At 65.8% G+C, this 13,974-nt stretch carries 14 protein-coding genes; 6 read left to right on the top strand and 8 right to left on the bottom strand.

Going from position 1 to position 13,974, the window contains the following annotated elements; translation table 11 throughout:
* Positions 1 to 92: 92 nt before the first annotated feature.
* Together A5781_RS17385 and A5781_RS26300 are read right to left on the bottom strand one after the other, a co-directional pair.
* Positions 93 to 2,480, bottom strand: coding sequence for an ATP-binding protein (locus A5781_RS17385; RefSeq protein WP_067208841.1), 2,388 nt, complete (start codon positions 2,478 to 2,480; stop codon positions 93 to 95).
* Positions 2,481 to 2,854: 374 nt separating this feature from the next.
* On the bottom strand, positions 2,855 to 3,481 hold the full coding sequence (locus tag A5781_RS26300; RefSeq protein WP_082939402.1) for a chitin-binding protein: 627 nt from the start codon (positions 3,479 to 3,481) through the stop codon (positions 2,855 to 2,857).
* 327 nt (positions 3,482 to 3,808) lie between these two features.
* Here A5781_RS26300 and A5781_RS17375 point away from each other — a divergent pair, with 327 nt between their 5' ends.
* The 3 genes from A5781_RS17375 to A5781_RS17365 all read left to right on the top strand — a co-directional run bounded on the left by A5781_RS17375 (position 3,809) and on the right by A5781_RS17365 (position 7,070).
* Positions 3,809 to 4,546: a VIT family protein gene (locus A5781_RS17375; protein WP_197503883.1), complete on the top strand. Its 738-nt coding sequence runs from the start codon at positions 3,809 to 3,811 to the stop codon at positions 4,544 to 4,546.
* Positions 4,547 to 4,740: 194 nt separating this feature from the next.
* Positions 4,741 to 5,526, top strand: a complete 786-nt coding sequence (locus A5781_RS17370; protein WP_067208884.1) for a thioesterase family protein — start codon at positions 4,741 to 4,743, stop codon at positions 5,524 to 5,526.
* Positions 5,523 to 7,070, top strand: coding sequence for a class I adenylate-forming enzyme family protein (locus A5781_RS17365; protein WP_067208834.1), 1,548 nt, complete (start codon positions 5,523 to 5,525; stop codon positions 7,068 to 7,070). The genes A5781_RS17370 and A5781_RS17365 overlap by 4 nt, the downstream gene beginning before the upstream one ends.
* A gap of 7 nt (positions 7,071 to 7,077) precedes the next feature.
* On the opposite strand, the gene A5781_RS17360 is transcribed toward A5781_RS17365, so the two are convergent.
* Positions 7,078 to 7,695 carry a TIGR03085 family metal-binding protein gene (locus A5781_RS17360; RefSeq protein ID WP_067208831.1) on the bottom strand — a complete coding sequence of 206 codons (618 nt, stop codon included), beginning with the start codon at positions 7,693 to 7,695 and terminating at the stop codon, positions 7,078 to 7,080.
* A 110-nt stretch (positions 7,696 to 7,805) separates the two neighbouring features.
* Between A5781_RS17360 and htpG the strand changes: the two genes are divergently transcribed.
* Positions 7,806 to 9,761, top strand: coding sequence for a molecular chaperone HtpG (gene htpG, locus A5781_RS17355; protein ID WP_067208881.1), 1,956 nt, complete (start codon positions 7,806 to 7,808; stop codon positions 9,759 to 9,761).
* A 104-nt stretch (positions 9,762 to 9,865) separates the two neighbouring features.
* The gene (locus A5781_RS17350) at positions 9,866 to 10,081 is read left to right on the top strand and encodes a hypothetical protein (protein WP_067208828.1); all 216 of its coding nucleotides are present in this window, start codon (positions 9,866 to 9,868) and stop codon (positions 10,079 to 10,081) included.
* 11 nt (positions 10,082 to 10,092) lie between these two features.
* Here the strand turns inward: A5781_RS17350 and A5781_RS26295 are convergent, their stop codons facing one another.
* The 3 genes from A5781_RS26295 to A5781_RS26575 all read right to left on the bottom strand — a co-directional run bounded on the left by A5781_RS26295 (position 10,093) and on the right by A5781_RS26575 (position 10,862).
* A complete protein-coding gene (locus A5781_RS26295; protein WP_231990741.1) occupies positions 10,093 to 10,305 on the bottom strand; it encodes a hypothetical protein in 213 nt (70 codons plus the stop codon).
* 145 nt (positions 10,306 to 10,450) lie between these two features.
* Positions 10,451 to 10,579 carry a hypothetical protein gene (locus tag A5781_RS26455; protein ID WP_255360832.1) on the bottom strand — a complete coding sequence of 43 codons (129 nt, stop codon included), beginning with the start codon at positions 10,577 to 10,579 and terminating at the stop codon, positions 10,451 to 10,453.
* 34 nt (positions 10,580 to 10,613) lie between these two features.
* Positions 10,614 to 10,862 (bottom strand): excalibur calcium-binding domain-containing protein, encoded by a 249-nt coding sequence (locus tag A5781_RS26575; protein WP_369817748.1) that lies wholly within the window; start codon positions 10,860 to 10,862, stop codon positions 10,614 to 10,616.
* A gap of 149 nt (positions 10,863 to 11,011) precedes the next feature.
* On the opposite strand from A5781_RS26575, the gene A5781_RS17335 reads away from it, so the two are divergent.
* Entirely contained in the window at positions 11,012 to 12,037 is a 1,026-nt protein-coding gene (locus tag A5781_RS17335) for a TIGR03617 family F420-dependent LLM class oxidoreductase (RefSeq protein WP_067208819.1), read from the top strand.
* Here the strand turns inward: A5781_RS17335 and A5781_RS17330 are convergent.
* Positions 12,027 to 13,658 (bottom strand): Nramp family divalent metal transporter, encoded by a 1,632-nt coding sequence (locus tag A5781_RS17330; protein WP_067208816.1) that lies wholly within the window; start codon positions 13,656 to 13,658, stop codon positions 12,027 to 12,029. The genes A5781_RS17335 and A5781_RS17330 overlap by 11 nt on opposite strands.
* Positions 13,655 to 13,974, bottom strand: a 320-nt coding sequence (locus tag A5781_RS17325) for a CBS domain-containing protein (protein WP_156624744.1), incomplete at its 5' end; no start/stop codon positions are given. The genes A5781_RS17325 and A5781_RS17330, both read right to left, overlap by 4 nt.

Below are 13,974 nucleotides of genomic sequence, written 5' to 3'. Positions count from 1 at the left end.
GCCGAGACCCCGGAGACGAGGGCCAGACGGCACGGCTGGTCATGGCGTTAGGCCCCGTTCAAGAGGCCAAAAGTCCCGAGAATTGAGATTTTCTACCGGTCGGCCTGCGGGCCGTCGGGCATGGGAATCGTCCATGTCCACGCCGTCTCACCGATGTCCGGCGTCGCGATGTCCAGTCGTGCCCCGCGGTCGGCGAGCTGCTGGGGCAGCAGCGCTGAACGATCAGTGGACACGGCCAGGCGTGCGGTTGCGCCGGATTTCGCGATCACGGTAATGACGAGCTCGGTTTCGTAGCTGGCCCGCAAGATGATCTCGTCGGCGGTCGCGTGCCGGAGGATTGCTGTCATGAGTTGCTGCACAGCGTCGTTGACCGCACCGGTAATCGCTTTGTCGATGGTGTCCAGGGGTCCGGCGAAGGAAACCTGGAATTTTGCGTTTAGGGTTTCCGAGGCTTCGCCGATCAGCTCCGAGATGCGTAGCCGGAAATTTGTCGCGTCCTCGGCCGGTATGTCGAGTTGATTGATGGCGTTATGGACCTCGTTGATGACGGCATCGAGCCCAGTGACCGTCTCGCGGATACGGTCGGCGACGCCCGGGACTCGAACCAGTGGTAAGACGCCGCTGAGTTTCAAACTGATGGCGAACAGTTCCTGTACCACGGTGCGGTGCAATTCAAGTGCGATGCGTTCGCGTTCGACGACGACTCGCAGCGTTCGCAGGTGGGCTTCGGCGCGCCGCAGATTCACCAGATTGTCCACGCGAACCTGCAGTTCACCGAGTTGAAATGGTTTCGGCAGGTAGTCGTTCGCTCCGGCTTCCAGCAGTGCCAGCCGCGATCGATCGTCGGCGCGGGCGGTCAGTATCAGCACAGGTGTGTTGGCGAGCATCGGATCTGCGCGGACTTCGGCCAGCACCTGCTCTCCGCTCAGTTGGGGCATCATGATGTCGGACACGATCAGGTCCGGGCGGTGCGCGCGCGCCAGCTCCAATCCCGACCGGCCGTCCAATGCCGCCTTGACCCGATACCGCTGTGATAGTGCTTGGCACACAAAGGCATTGAGATCGGCATTATCTTCGATTACGACGACGACGGGTTTGGAATCCGTGCTGTCGTGGTCGGGCTGGACCAGCGCATCTGGGCTGCGGCTCAGTTCGGCGATCGCTCCGGCGGCACTGGCTCGGATGCCGTCAGCGTTACGTGGACCCGCACTCTGCACGGGCAGGCCCGCGGGCGCAGCCCGCGGAAGGTCGATGACCACCAGCGCTCCGCCTTCGGGGGCGTCGGTGATGGTCACGCGGCCCCGGTGAAGGCCCACCAGGTCGCGGACGATGCTCAGTCCCAACCCGGTGCCGCCGACTAAGCGGGTGGGTCCGCCCTCGACCTGCCGGAACCGGTCGAACACCACCCCCCGGTGTTCGAGCGGTATCCCCGGACCGCTGTCGGCCACCTCGATGACGACTCGATCATTGGCCGCGGCCGAGACCGAACACCGCACTGTGCCACCGGGCTGGGTGAACTTGAAGGCGTTGGACAGCAGATTCACCACCATTTGTTGCAGGTGCTCGGGATCTAGCGCGGCCGGGATGGGCTGGTTCGAGTGAACGATGAGGTCGATATCGCGGTCGACGGCAAGCGATTCGAAAAACGACGCGCCCAGGCGAACATGCTCCGCGACATCTACTTCGGTGTAATTCGGTTGTACGGCACCGCTTTCCAGCCGGGCCGCGTCCAGAAGGTTGTTGACGTGACGCAGCAGCAACTGCGCGTTGCGCGCTATCAGTTCGAGATCGGCGTGTGCGGGGTCTTGCGCATCGATGGATGCGAGCAGTTTGCGGGCGGGCTCCAGGATGAGCATCAATGGCGTGCGAAGTTCATGGCTGACGTTCGCGAAGAATTGGCTTTTGAGGTCGTCGAGTTCTTTCGCCCGCGCATAGAGATCGGCTAGTTCGGCGTTGGTCTCCTTGAGTTCGCGGCTTGCCTCGGCAACTTCGTGGGTGCGGGCGAAGACCTCTTGTTCCATCTGCTGGGTGGTGGCGCGCAGCGCGGCCGTCTCCTGTTGTTGGGCGGCGTCGGACGCTTGGAGGCGGACGAACTCGGTGACGTCTTCGACGCGGTGAATGATGTAGCAGACATTGCCGTCGGGGTCGAGAATCGGCGAGTTGGTAGGACTCCAGAATCGTTCCTCGAACTCGTCGTCGGGGCGCCTGACGTCGTAGCGCTGTACCGGCATTGAATCGGCGACGCGCTCGCGCAGCACCCGATCCAGCGACACCCGCAGGTTACGGACGCCCTCGGCATCAGGATCGTTGGGATTGTCTGGGAAGACGTCGAAGATGACGCGCCCCAGAATCTGTGCTCGCTCGGTCAGCGTCGCCTGCGTGTACGCATCGGTGACCGCCACGATGCGCAGGTGGGGATCCACTACAAGGAATAGGCCGGGGGCCGACTCGAATAGCAGTTGGAAGTCGACACCCTCCATCACGAGCGCACCACCTTTGCCACTGCGTCGAGGCTATTGTGATGCACCGAAGTTCATAGGGCGTAGTGAATTTTGAAATTCATATTCCTGTGGCGTCGACGCTTGGTGTCTCCTAACCGGGGTCACGATGCCCGATTGCCGCCAGCAGTCCAGAATTTGAGAAAAGTCCTACCGCTTCGCCCCGGCGAAAGTGGTGGCAGGTCTACCGCGCTGTTGACGGGATGTTGACGGGTCCTGTTGCGGTGTAGCGTATTTGAGGTCGCACTGGTCAGCCCCGCAGTCATGTCTAAACCGCACTCCGGCACAGGGTCGGGGGTTGACAGCACAACGCCCGCCTCGCCTGGTGGCGAAGCGGGCGTTGTGGTCACTGCTGTTTACAGCGGAATCCAGACTCCGAAGAACCAGAAGCCCCACTGATTGAATCCGGGGTCCCACACGGGAGTCTCCTGATAGCCCCAGTAGTTGATCGGGCCATATCCCCACTGCCCGCCGGGCGGGGGGAGTGGCCGGTCCCACGCGGGCCGCGGCGGCTCACCGGGCCCCCAAGGTGCCGGCCCGTCACCCCACGGGGCGCCGCGGAAGTAACCGCGCTGGGCGTCTCCGTGCCAGGGCCCGCCCGGATGATCGGGTCCACCGGGTCCACCGGCTCCACCGGGGCCGCCAGGTCCACTCGGTCCGCCAGGTCCACCCGGATGATCGGGTCCGCCGGGTCCACCCGGTCCACCGGGAGGTCCGCCGGGGTGACCGGGCCCGCCTGGTCCACCCGGCCCACTCGGAGGTCCGCCCGGGCCGCCGGGTCCGCCAGGGCCGCCGGGCCCGCCCGGGTCCCCGGGCGCGTTCGGCGGATGGATACCCCCAGGAGCCGGCCCACCATGATTGCCGGCCGGACCGGGCGGTGGCGCTCCCGGCGCGGCGTTGGCGACACCGGCACCCATACCGAACGCTGCGGCGCTCAGGGCGCCGGCGACGGTTATCCCCCCAAGTATTTGCTTGAATTTCATAGTCCTTCACCTGTCTAACTACTAGTGAATTCCTCGGAATCCCCCTTACACAAACCGACCGTAGATAGCTTCCCTATGTATCGGCTGTGTGTGGCCCAAGCAGAACTTCTGGGCGCGCCGACCTGCGTGTTGACGTAGCGGAAGATGGACGGCCCGCGCGGGGAACCGCGAAATATGAACCATTGCGACCCGCGACGGCGTGTCGCCGCAGAGGTTTATGTGTCACGGATCGACGTCGGCCTGGCACGGCCGCCAGGAGACCCGACGAGGCCGAGAGCCCCCTAGCCGCTTTGGAAAGGCTATGTTTCCTAGTCGAGCGGGGTATTGATGTATATCGTTGCGGCCGTGTCGAGTCCGTCGCATCCGCATCCGTCCGAACCGCATTCGGGTTCGGTGTCATCGAAATTGAATTGGTTGCGCGCCGGAGTCCTGGGTGCCAACGATGGAATCGTCTCGACGGCGGGCATCGTGGTGGGAGTCGCGGCGGCGACGGTGGAACGCGCTCCGGTATTGACGGCCGGTACCGCCGGACTGGTCGCTGGGGCCGTGTCGATGGCGCTGGGCGAATACGTGTCGGTGAGCACCCAGCGGGACACCGAGAAGGCGCTGCTGCACAAGGAACGCCAGGAGCTGCGTGACGATCCGGCCGCCGAGCTGGACGAGCTTGCCGCCTTGTACGAAGCCAAAGGCCTGAACGCCGCGACCGCGCGCACCGTGGCCGAGGAACTCACCGACCACAATCCGCTCCTCGCCCACGCCGAAGTCGAACTCGGTATCAATCCCGAGGAGCTGACCAACCCGTGGCAGGCCGCGTCGTCCTCGGCGCTGTCGTTCGCAGTCGGCGCCCTCCTGCCGTTGGTCGCGATCTTGGCGCCGCCCGCGACGTGGAGAATCCCGGTCACCGTGGCCGCGGTACTCGCCGCGCTGGTGCTCACCGGGGCGGTATCGGCCGGTTTGGGTGGGGCGCCCAAGAGTCGGGCGGTCCTCCGCAATGTCATCGGAGGCGGTCTCGCATTGTCGATCACCTACGTGATCGGCCACTTGGTCGGTGCAGCGATCGCCTAAGGGTGCCAACACCCTTGCTCGGTTAGGGGATTGACCTGAGACAGGTCGGCCCCGGGGGACTGGAACTTAAACAGTAATATCAACTGTTGCCATCCCCACACGGGGGACTCCAACTCTGGGCGGAGCGCCGCGCATTGACCGTAACGAATTTCGTGCCGGATGACGTTGATTCAGCGGCGCAGACGCCGTACTTCCTGCGCGACGAAAGCCGTTTCGTGCCAAATCCGATCGCGCGCGGTGGGTGGGGTCCCTCGCTCAGCGGGCACGTGGTCGGCGGACTGCTGGGCTGGGCCGTTGAACGCGCGGTCGACGACCCGCAACTGCAACCCGCCCGGCTGACCGTCGACCTTCCCGCACCGGCCGCGCTGGAACCCATCGAGGTGCAGACCACCGTGCGCCACGATCGTCGGCGGCTGCGCCTCGTTGAGGCCGTTCTCACCCAGCGTGGTGTCCCCGTCGCGCGGGGGAGCGCCTTGTTTCTGCGGCGCGGCCCTCAGCCAGAGGGGCAGGTGTGGTCGCCAAATCTGCAGATGCCGCCACTGCCCATCGAGGACGACGCGCAACCCACGCTTTTCATGCGCACCTACGGCTGGGGCACCGAACTGCAGAATCGCGATCCCGAATGGGTCGACACCTCCGGCCCGAAATACACCTGGCTTTATGAAACACGCTCACTCATCGACGGCGAACCGCTCACTGCCTTCACCCGTGCCGCCATGGCGGCGGATATCACGGCTTCCCTTGCCAATTGGGGCACGAACGGTCTGCAATTCATCAACGCCGACTACACCCTCACGTTGAGCCGGCTACCCGAAGGGCCCCACATCGGCATGGCGTCGCTGACGCATTACAGCCATGAGGGCGTGGCCACCGGCTCGGCCGTGCTCGTCGACCGCGAGGGGCCCATCGGCAGTGGTGTGTCGGTCGCGATAGCCCATTCCGGATTCCGCCCGACGCAGGTGAATCCGACGAACGAATGAGCATCGGAAGCGACGCGACCTACTGGACGTTGATCGCCGACGCGGCGCGGGCCTCGCGGCGGCCACTGCTCGCCGACGACCAGGGGCGCAGCCTGACCACCCGTGAGTTCCACGATGCCGCGTGCGTGACCGCCGCCGCGTTCACCGAACGGGGGATTCGCGCGGGGACCGTCGTGTCCTGGCAGCTCCCGACCACGCTCGAGACCATGGTCGTCATGGCGGCGCTGGCCCGGATCGGCGCGGTGCAAAATCCCATCATCCCGATACTGCGAGAGCACGAGGTCGGCTTCATCACCGGGGAGCTGTCCTCGGAATACCTTGTTGTGCCCGACCTTTGGCGCGGATTCGAGCACGGTGCGCTGGCACGGAACCTGGCCGCGACGCGGGGCTTCGAAGTCATCACCGTTGACTTGGCGACGCCGCCGGACGACGGCAAGCTTCGACTGCCCCGCGCGGCCACTGACGCGCTTGGGCCGCCGCCGGCGTCCGCCCGCGACGCGCGCTGGGTCTACTACTCGTCGGGAACCACCGCGGCGCCCAAAGGAATCCGCCATACCGACGCATCGGTGATCGCCGGCGCAACCGGACTGGTCAGCGCGATCGGCATCACCAGCAGCGACGTCGATCCCATCGCCTTTCCGGTCGCGCACATCGGCGGGGCGGTCATGCTGGCCGCCGCGCTGCGAACGGGCATGCGGCTGGCGCTCTTTGAGGTATTCGACCCGGCGACGACACCGTTTTCCATCGCGGCGCACAACCCGACTTTCCTCGGCACGGCAACCCCGTTCTTCGTCGGCTTCCTCGAGGCCCAACGAGCCCATGGCGACCAGCCGCTATTCCCCTTCCTCCGCGGCTGCCTGGCCGGCGGCGCGCCGATCACGGCCGAACTGGGCCGTCAAATCCGCGAGGCCTTCGGCCTGCCCGGCATCGCCAACGCGTGGGGGCTCACCGAATTCCCCGTCGCGGCCTCACCATCGCTCAGCGCCGCGCCCGAGTCGCTCGACCACACCGTCGGCGCGCCGACGGCGGGGGTCAGCGTCCGGGTGGTCGGCGGCGATGAAGCCGAACTGCCCGTCGGGCAGGAAGGTGAGCTGCGGCTCAAGGGACCCCAGTGCTTTCTCGGGTACGCGGACGCAACGCTCGACGCCGACGCGTTCGACGAGGACGGCTGGCTCCGCACAGGTGATCTCGGGCTGGTCGACGAGGACGGCAACGTCCGCGTAACCGGCCGCATCAAGGATGCGATCATCCGCAACGCGGAGAATGTGTCGGCCCTCGAAGTCGAGAATGTGCTGGCCACCCATCCCGCGGTCGCCGACGTCGCGGTCATCGGCATCCGCGACCCGCGCACGGGTGAGCGCGTATGCGCGGTGGTGGTGCCGGCGTCGGCCGAGGGCCCGTCGTTGGAATCGCTGGTGCGGCACTGTCATTCACACGGGTTGAGCCGCTACAAACATCCCGAGCGCCTCGTGATCGTTGATGCGCTGCCGCGCAATCAATTCGGCAAGGTGATCAAGAAAGAGCTCCGCGAAACCTTCGGGTGAAGCCGGGCTACAGCCCTTTGGGCGCATCCCGGACGGCCTGTACCGCCGATGCGTCGCCGTCGAACTCGACTCGCGCGGAGCGCCCGACCGCGAACAGCAGCAGCTCCTCGGGCGCACCGGTCACCGTGACGGCCGGGCCGCGGCCCGCAGTCAGCAGCGTCTTGCCCTCCGGGGTACGCAACGCCACCCGGCCCGGCACCTTGGCGAGCGTGACCCGGGCCATCAGGGGCAGGGTTCGGCGCAGCCTGGCGGCCAGGGCGGGCTCCAGCTCGCGCGGGTTCCAGCCCGGCTGGGCGCGGCGCACGTCCTCGTGGTGGATGAACATCTCGGCGACGTTGGCCACCGCGTCGAGGAGCTTGAACGGTGAGTACACCGGCGGGCCGGACGCGACCTTGTCCACCAGCTCGTCCCACTCGGTCTCGGCTGTCTGGTCCTGCACCTTCTCGGTGTGCGGGGCGAAGAAGGGGATGACGATGCCCGGAGCGGCGTCGGGCCGGTACTCCCGGATGACGAGGTGGGCGGCGAGGTCCCGCGTCTTCCACCCTTCGCAGAGGGTGGGCGCATCGGGTCCCACGCCGCGCAGGGTGTCGACAAGGGCGGCTCGTTCGCGTTGGGCAACAGACATCTGTTCAGCGTAGGCCCGACGTGATCGCTACGGGCGACCCCCGGACACGAGCACTTCGCACCTCGGTAAATTTGAAACGTCATGTCCTGGGAGAAATGTAGGGAATGCCGATGAACGCGCGTGTCGAGCAGTTGGAGTTTCAGGCAGAGGCCCGACAGTTGCTGGATCTGATGGTCCACTCCGTCTACTCCAATAAGGATTCGTTTCTGCGGGAGTTGATCTCGAACGCCTCCGACGCATTGGACAAGCTCCGGCTGGAAGCCTTCCGGAACAAGGACCTCGACGTGGACACCTCCGACCTGCACATCGAGGTCGAGGTGGATAAGGACGCACGCACGCTGACCATCCGTGACAACGGCATCGGTATGACGCGGGACGAGGTCGTCGGTCTGATCGGCACCCTGGCCAAGTCGGGGACCGCCGAACTGCGCCAGCAGTTAAGGGAGGCAAAGGACGCCAAGAACGCAGCCGCCTCGGAGGAACTGATCGGTCAGTTCGGCATCGGTTTCTACTCGAGCTTCATGGTCGCCGACAAGGTCGAACTGCTCACCCGCAAGGCCGGCGAGAGCGAAGCGACCCGGTGGGAGTCGAGCGGCGAGGGCACCTACACCATCGAAGCCGTCGAGAGCGCTCCGCAGGGAACGTCGGTCACGCTGCACCTCAAGCCCGAAGACGCCGAGGATGAGCTGCACGACTACACCTCGGAGTGGAAGATCCGGGGCCTGGTGAAGAAGTACTCCGACTTCATCGCCTGGCCCATCCGGATGGAGGTCGAACGGCGGATCCAGGTTCCTGTGGAGGAAGGCTCCGAAGAGACCCGCGAAGAGGTCGTCATCGATACCGAGACCCTCAACTCGATGAAGGCGCTTTGGGCGCGGCCCAAGGAAGAGGTCTCCGAGGAGGAGTACCAGGAGTTCTACAAGCACATCGCGCATGCCTGGGATGACCCGCTCGAAGTCATCGCGATGAAGGCCGAGGGCACCTTCGAATACCAGGCCTTGCTCTTCATCCCGTCCCACGCGCCGTTCGACCTGTTCAACCGCGACGCCCAGACCGGGATTCAGCTGTACGTCAAGCGGGTGTTCATCATGGGCGACTGCGACCAGCTCATGCCCGAATACCTGCGCTTCGTCAAGGGCGTCGTCGATGCACAGGACATGTCGCTCAACGTGTCGCGCGAAATCCTGCAGCAGGACCGGCAGATCAAGGCGATTCGCCGGCGCCTCACCAAGAAGGTCCTCTCCACCATCAAGGAACTGCAGTCCGAGCGGCCGGACGACTACCGCAGCTTCTGGACCCAGTTCGGCAGAGTCGTCAAAGAGGGGCTGCTGTCGGACTTCGACAACCGGGACACCCTGCTGCAGATATCCTCGTTCGCCTCGACGCACAGCGAGGAGGAGGCCACCACACTCGCCGAGTACGTGGAGCGCATGAAGGACGGCCAGGAGCAGATCTTCTTCGCCACGGGGGAGACGCGGCAACAGATCCTGAAATCGCCGCACCTGGAGGCGTTCAAAGCCAAGGGTTACGAAGTCCTACTGCTCACCGACCCGGTCGACGAAGTCTGGGTGGGCACCGTGACCGAGTTCGACGGCAAACCGCTGCAGTCGGTCGCCAAGGGCGAGGTGGACCTGAGCTCCGAAGGCGACGAGAGCGAGGCCGAGCGCGAGGAACAGCAGAAGGAATTCGCCGACCTGCTGACCTGGATGAAGGAGACGTTGAGCGAACACGTCAAGGAAGTTCGGCTTTCCAGCCGCCTGACGGACTCGCCGGCCTGCCTGATCACCGACGCCTTCGGAATCACCCCCGCGCTCGCCCGGCTCTACCGTGCGTCCGGGCAGGACATCCCGGTCGGTAAGCGGATCCTCGAACTCAATCCCAACCATCCCCTGGTCACCGGCCTGCGCGAGGCGCAAAAGAAGGCGGACGGCGACGCCGCACTTGCTGAGGTTGCCGAGACCGCCGAATTGCTTTACGGCACAGCGCTTCTCGCCGAGGGCGGCGTGCTCGACGATCCGGCCAGGTTCGCCGAGCTGCTCGCCGACCGCTTGACCCGGACCGTGTAGTCCAGGATTTGCCAGATCCGCGGGAACTCTGTTCGCTGTCGGCTTTGTCGGCAAATGGGCGATTAGCTCGATTGAAAAGCCGCTGGCAGGGATAATCACCTCCCATGGCTGAGTTTCGCGTCATCGACCCACGTGGGCGGGTCGTCGCGACGAAGGATTTCGCCAGCGCGGAGTCCGCGCACGCCTGGTTCACCCATTCGATCGGCGGCAGTACCGAGCTGGGTTGGCGCATGGAGGTCAACGACGACGGGCACTGGGCTCACTTCGACGACACCCAAGGCTTTACCGCTCCGGTGAGCCACCGTCCCCCGAGGCGCTGAGCACGCGGGCGTCAGCCGCCGATGACGAAGCAGCGGCCGCTGACGCTGCTGAGCAACACCTCTTGCACCGCTGACGGCGCGACGCTGGGGAATCCGAACCGGTGCACTTGTTGGTCGGCGGCGATGTCGGCGTCCTGGGATTCGTTGGTCCCATCCTTCTTGCGCACCAGCGCCGTGATCTTGGCCGGCTGGGACGGGTTCTGCGGGTCACGGAAGTACCACACCTCGATCCCGGCGCCTGAGGAATCGGCGCGCCACCCGTCGGCGTAATAGCACGCCGGATTTCCCTCGGCATCCGGCGGCGGTGGCGGGCATATCGATAAACCGACGCAAGCCGGCGTGCTGGTAGTGGCGGGCGAGGCGACTGAGCTAGATGCGCTCGAGCTCGGAGGCGTCGACGACTTTGTCGCGCTCGAACTGGAGGCGTTGGGTGGTGCGACGTGCTGCGATCCGCACGCCATGAGACCGGCACAGGCCATCGAGCTGACGGCGAGCCATCGCACCGTGGGCATGGACATCGAGTGCCCCAGCGTCAGTGGCAGACTTCGCACGCGATGCCGTCGCCGTCGCGATCGAGCGGTGCCCGGTATCCCGGCTGCCCCGCGTAGATCGGGGCGGCGCCGGCGGCGCACGCCGCTTTGCAGTTCGGGTAGTAAACGCTGCCACCCGCCGTCGGTGAGGTCGTCGTCGTGGTTGTCGTCGTCGACGGGGCGGCCAGGGCCGGGGGAGCCAGGGCAATTCCCACTGCGATTGCTCCGGCCACGACCAATCCACGAAGCATGTTCGAAATCCTCCCATTAGCGAAACGGCTGTGGTTGCTGTTGCCTACAGAGCTAACACCGTGCACCGGCCGCCGAGCAAGAGGCGGATATTGCCGCCGCGGTTGTCCCGCGGCCCGAACAGCGCTCGGCCCCACGTAGGCTCCGAGGAATGCAGGTCGACGCGATGACGGTCCCTCAGCCGCTACACCAGATCGGCGACCTGGCCCGGCGAACGCAATCCGCCGGATTCTCCGGCCTGTTGTTCACCGAGACTGGCCGGACGGCCTACCTCAATGCCGCCGTCGCGTCGCAGGCCGCTCCCGGTCTCGAGCTGTCCACGGGCGTGGCGGTGGCCTTCCCGCGCAGCCCCTTCGTCACGGCAGCCACTGCGTGGGAGCTTCAGGAAGCGACCGGCGGAAACTTCCGGCTGGGCCTGGGCACCCAGGTGCGCACCCACGTCGTCCGGCGCTACGGCGTGGCGTTCGAGCGGCCCGGCCCCCGGTTGCGCGACTACTTGTTCGCCGTCAAGGCCTGCTTCGCGGCGTTTAGATCCGGGACGCTCGAGCACCACGGCGACTTCTATGACCTCGACTTCATCACCCCGCAGTGGAGCCCGGGTCCGATCGAGGCGCCCGATCCGAAAGTCGATATCGCAGCGGTTAATCCGTGGATGCTGCGGATGGCGGGCGAAGTGGCCGACGGGGTGCACGTGCATCCGATCGGCGAGCCGGGTTACATCGCCCGTCACGTCCTGCCGAACATCGCCGACGGAGCGGCGAGGGCGGGACGCTCGCCAGCGGACCTCGCGGTGATCGTCCCGGTGATGACCATCGTCGGCGACAGCGACGAAGAGCTCCACAAGCAACGCGAAGTGGTGCGGGCCAGCATGGCTTTCTACGGCAGCACACCGAATTACGCGTTCATCTGGGACCAGGCCGGGTTCGAGGGCACGACCGCCCGGATTCGGGAGAAGCAGAAGGCCGGGGACTTCGCGGGAATGGCGGCCCAGGTCAGCGATGACCACATCGCGGTCTTTGCGACCGAGTCGACGTGGGACGGGTTGGCCGACGCGCTGAGGAAGAAATATGCCGGAATGGCCACGCGGCTCGTGCTTTACAACGCCGCGGGCGATCCGGAGCGTTTCGAGCGGTACGGCGAGGTCGCCCGTCGGATACGACAAGCGGTCAGTGACTGAGCTGTATTGCTTTGACCACCAATAGCAATGCGCCGAGGATCAGGTAGCCGCGCAGCGCGATCATGCCGAGACGGGTGCCCGGTGACCAAGTGACCGGCTCCAGCAGGGTCAGGGGTGGCATGCGCCAGGTATTGCGGTCCACTCCGCGTGCCGGGAGGGGTGCCGGGCGCGCTGCGGGTTGCCGGCGGGCCATCCAGCGCAGCGCGGGTGCCGCCGCAGCGGCGAGCACGATCAGGACCAGGGCCAGATAGCCGGCCACCGCGACGACATCGAGTTTGGGGAACAGGGTGGTGGCCATCAGGATTCCGGACAGCAGGAGCAGCGTGCCGACGATCAGCCCGGCGACCCCGTTGAGCCAGGGGCGATTGACCCACGGCCCCAACACTTCCCGGTCGTTGCACAGCAGCAGCAGAAAGACGCTGGCGCTTGGCAGCAGTAGGCCGGCAAGGGCCTGAACGGCGGTGGTGATCAGACCGAGCGGAGCGCCCGGTATGAGGACGATGGCCGCGGCCAACATCACCATGGCGGTGTAGGAGAGGTAAAACTGTTTGGCATCGGCGAATCCGCGGTGCAGCGAGTGCTTCAGGCCGAACACGTCACCGAAGGCGTAACTGGTGGCCAGGGTCACCGCGGCGGCGCCGATGATCGAGGCGTCCATCAGGACGATCGCAAAGATCCAGCCGAGCGTCCCCCGATGTTCCCCGAGTAGGTGTGCGGTGGCGCCGGCGTCGGTGAAACCGCCGATGGTGTTGGTGGAACGTGCCGCCCATTCGCCCGTCATCACCAGCGCCGCCGCGCCGATGACGACGACGAAGGCGCCCAGCACGGTATCGGCGCGTTCATAGCCGATGAAGCGCGGGGTGATGCGTTTGTCGACGACGTTGGACTGCTGGAAGAACAGCTGCCAGGGCGCCACGGTGGTACCGACGATGGCGATGATGAGCAGCACCGCGTCCGAGCTCACGCCACCCGAAATGCGCGGTATCACGAAGGATTTCGTCGCCTGAGCCCACTGCGGGTGGGACATCAGCAGCATCGGGATCTGCAGCAGGGTGACGGCGATGAAGACGAACATGGCGCGCTCCCAGCGCCGGAAGCTTCCGCTCGCCATGATCGCGACCAGTGCCACTGCCGAGACCGGCACCGCGACGTATTTGGAGACGCCGATGTACTCGGCGGCCAGGCTGATACCGATGAACTCGGTGACGATCGTCAAGAAGTTCAGCAAGAACAGGTCGCCCACCGAGAACCAGCCCCAGCCGCGGCCGAAGCGTTCGTTGATCAACCTCGCGTGTCCGACGCCCGTGACCGCCCCGAGCCGAACCACCATTTCCTGGTTGACGATCAGCACGGGTATCAACAGCAGTAGCACCCAGAGCAGGGAGTAGCCGTAGTTCTGCCCGGCCTGGGCGTAGGTGGCCACACCGCCGGCGTCGTTGTCGCCGACCATCACGATGATTCCCGGACCGACGATCGCCAGCAGGGTCAGCAACCGTGTCTTCCACGTGCGTGCGTGCTCGGTTTCGCCGACGCTGATCCTTCCGAACGCACCCTCGATATCGCCCAGGTGCGCGGTGTCGAGCACCGCGCTGTGGGCCGCCTCTTCGCGACCTGCCGTCACGGCGTGTTACCTCCCGGTACGCGTGCGTTGGGGTCACCGGGTTGGGCGAGCTCGCGGACGGGACGCGGAGCGGGCTCACGCCGGCGCCAGTCTTCGGGGATGGTCGCTTCGAGCACGTCGTCGACGGTGACCACTCCGAGCACGCGGTCCTGTTCGTCCACGACCGGGATGGAGTAGAGGTTGAAGTCGGCCATCAACAGCGCCACGTCCGTCAGGTCGGCGTCGGCGGTGACCCGCACCGGGTCCGAATCCATCAGCCGCTCAAGGGTTTCACCGGCCTGGGCCTGCAGCAGCGTGATCACCGAGACCACGCCGT

This window comes from Mycobacterium sp. 852002-30065_SCH5024008 (genome assembly GCF_001665645.1).
Lineage (GTDB): Bacteria > Actinomycetota > Actinomycetes > Mycobacteriales > Mycobacteriaceae > Mycobacterium > Mycobacterium paraffinicum.
The sequence above is the reverse complement of the archived record's forward strand: the minus strand, read 5'-3'. Positions and strand labels throughout refer to the sequence as shown.

Coding starts and splice junctions, on each gene's coding strand:
- A5781_RS17385 (WP_067208841.1), bottom strand. CDS start 2,480: ATGGAGGGTGTCGACTTCCAACTGCTATTCGAGTCGGCCCCCGGCCTA.
- A5781_RS26575 (WP_369817748.1), bottom strand. CDS start 10,862: ATGCTTCGTGGATTGGTCGTGGCCGGAGCAATCGCAGTGGGAATTGCC.
- A5781_RS17365 (WP_067208834.1), top strand. CDS start 5,523: ATGAGCATCGGAAGCGACGCGACCTACTGGACGTTGATCGCCGACGCG.
- A5781_RS17360 (WP_067208831.1), bottom strand. CDS start 7,695: ATGTCTGTTGCCCAACGCGAACGAGCCGCCCTTGTCGACACCCTGCGC.
- htpG (WP_067208881.1), top strand. CDS start 7,806: ATGAACGCGCGTGTCGAGCAGTTGGAGTTTCAGGCAGAGGCCCGACAG.
- A5781_RS17375 (WP_197503883.1), top strand. CDS start 3,809: ATGTATATCGTTGCGGCCGTGTCGAGTCCGTCGCATCCGCATCCGTCC.
- A5781_RS26300 (WP_082939402.1), bottom strand. CDS start 3,481: ATGAAATTCAAGCAAATACTTGGGGGGATAACCGTCGCCGGCGCCCTG.
- A5781_RS17350 (WP_067208828.1), top strand. CDS start 9,866: ATGGCTGAGTTTCGCGTCATCGACCCACGTGGGCGGGTCGTCGCGACG.
- A5781_RS26455 (WP_255360832.1), bottom strand. CDS start 10,579: ATGGCTCGCCGTCAGCTCGATGGCCTGTGCCGGTCTCATGGCGTGCGG.
- A5781_RS17335 (WP_067208819.1), top strand. CDS start 11,012: ATGCAGGTCGACGCGATGACGGTCCCTCAGCCGCTACACCAGATCGGC.